The organism is Parafrankia sp. Ea1.12, from assembly GCF_900465275.1.
GTDB classification, from domain to species: domain Bacteria; phylum Actinomycetota; class Actinomycetes; order Frankiales; family Frankiaceae; genus Parafrankia; species Parafrankia soli.
Genome location: NZ_UBIZ01000660.1, coordinates 1 through 2,181 on the forward strand (window position 1 = coordinate 1; position 2,181 = coordinate 2,181).

Consider the following 2,181-nt stretch of genomic DNA (forward strand, 5'->3'; position numbering starts at 1 on the left):
GCCGTCAACAGGTTGTACACGGCGGTGTCGGGTGCGGCGGGTCACTCCACACCCCCGGAGTGGGACCACATCCCGGAGTGGGACCACATTGGGACTACCGGGGGTTTTCGGGTGCGGTCCGGTGCGCTTCCCAGTCTGTGCGGGGTGTGGTCGAATCGCGCGGTGCTCGGCCCTGGGTACCCGACCGATCCGGCGGGGTCGGGTGCGGTAGCGGGGCCGGTGGGGTTCCGGACCGTCCGTTAGACAACGGTGTCGTGGCGGGTAGCGCGGCGGCTCCGGTTCGAAGGACGGTCCGGATCCCGACCGGCCCACACCAGCCCCCACCGCGCTGCGGTGACCTGACCCGCGGCTGGTCCAGCAGGCGGGCTCAGAGCAGGTCGTGCAGGGTCTGTCCGCGCAGCACGGTGCGCAGGCAGCGTGGCGCGCTGCCGGTGCGGTCAAGCTGGTCAAGGAGAACATCCAGTGGCCCGGCGGGCTGGGTGGCCGGCGGCCCGGCGGGCCGCGGCGGGTGGGGGCTCTCCCAGATCGCGAAGGTCGCGGGCGCGCCGACGGTGATCCGTCCAGCACCGTCGGCGCCGGCGCGGGCGGCCAGCCAGCCGCCGCGGGTGGCGGCGGTGAACGCCGCGGCCCCGCTGATCCGCGCGGACGGGGTGTGATGGGTGGCCGCGGCGTGTACCGCTCCCCACGGGTCGAGGGGGGTGACGGGACTGTCGGAGGACAGGGCGAGTACGACCCCGGCGCGGTGCAGCGCGGCGAACGGGTTCATCGCGCTGGCACGGTCGGTGCCGAGCCGGCGGGTGTACAGGCCGTCGGGGCCGCCGTAGCGGGCGTCGAACGCGGGCTGCACGGAGGCGACGAGCCCGAGGCGCGCCATGGCGGTGATCTGTTCGGGGTGCAGCAGCTCGGCGTGTTCGACCCGGTGGGTGCCGGCGTTGATCGTGGCGGTGCCGACACGGGCGGCGGCGGCGCGCACCCCGTCGAGGACGGTGTCGAGGGCGGCGTCGCCGATGGCGTGGAAGCCGGTCTGCAGGCCGGCGGCGACCGCGTCGAGGACGGTGTCGCGGACGTCGTCGGCGTCGCGGTGCAGCTGCCCGCGGTGGGTGGGCTGGTCGGTGTAGGGGCTGCGTAGCGCGGCGGTGTGCGAGCCCAGGGAGCCGTCGACGAACAGGTCGCCGCCGTAGCCGACGGGGCCCAGGCCGGGTTCGGTGTTCAGGGCGGTGGCGACGGTGAGTTCACCACCCCCTATGATCATCTGCAGGTGGGGGACCGGTGGGTGTGGTGCGGGTGGGAGGCGAGCGGGTGGCAGGCGGGCAGCATGACGGCGGTGAGACCGTCCGGCGACAGGTCGGTGCCGGGCCGGCGCCGGGCGGCGATCCGACCCCGCCAGCGACCACGACCGCGGCGGCGGGCGCCGGGCGGGCCGCGGACGTGGCGGACGTCATCGACGCGACCGACGTCGTGGACGTCGTGGACGCGGTGGAGATCGTCGCGGCCGGGCCGGTGGCCGTGCCGGGCGCGGTGGGGCTCGACGGGCCGCTCGCCGGCCGGGTCGGGGACTACGCGCGGGCGTCCCGGTCGGCGGCGACCTGGCGTGCCTACGACGCCGACCTGCGTCATTTCCGGTCCTGGTGCGAGGGACGTCCCGTGCCGCTGGTCGCCGTGCCCGCCTCCGCGGTGACCGTCGCCGGGTACATCACCGAGCTGGCGGACGCCGGGTATGCGCCGTCGACGATCCGCCGTCGCCTCGCCGCGATCTCGGTGGCGCATCAGCTCGCCCATGCCGAGAATCCGACGGGGTCGGCGGAGGTGTCGGCGGTGTGGAACGGGATCCGCCGGTCGCGGGGGGTGCGCCCGGCGCGCAAGGCCGCGTTGGACACGACGTTGCTGTCGCGGGTCGTCTCCGGCCTCGACGACTCGCAGTTGGCGGATGTGCGGGACAGGGCGCTGCTGCTGGTCGGGTTCGCCGGCTGCCTGCGTCGCAGTGAGCTGGTCGGGTTGGACACCGCCGACCTGGTGGAGACCGACGACGGGCTGGTCGTGACGGTGCGCCGTTCCAAGACCGACCAGGAGTCCGCCGGTGCGCAGGTCGGGTTGGCGTACGGGTCGTACCGGCCGACGTGCCCGGTGCGGGCGTGGCGGGGATGGGTGGCGGCCGCGGCGGCGGCGGGGACGCCGTCCGCT

1 protein-coding gene and 1 pseudogene are annotated in these 2,181 nt (G+C 75.3%); one reads left to right on the top strand and one right to left on the bottom strand.

Going from position 1 to position 2,181, the window contains the following annotated elements; all coding sequences use genetic code 11:
• Positions 1-367 precede the first annotated feature (367 nt).
• Positions 368-1,237, bottom strand: a pseudogene (locus FMEAI12_RS34620) (amidohydrolase family protein); the annotation flags it as partial.
• Between the two features lie 263 nt (positions 1,238-1,500).
• On the opposite strand from FMEAI12_RS34620, the gene FMEAI12_RS34625 reads away from it, so the two are divergent.
• Positions 1,501-2,181, top strand: a 681-nt coding sequence (locus tag FMEAI12_RS34625) for a site-specific integrase (RefSeq protein WP_235015054.1), incomplete at its 3' end; no start/stop codon positions are given.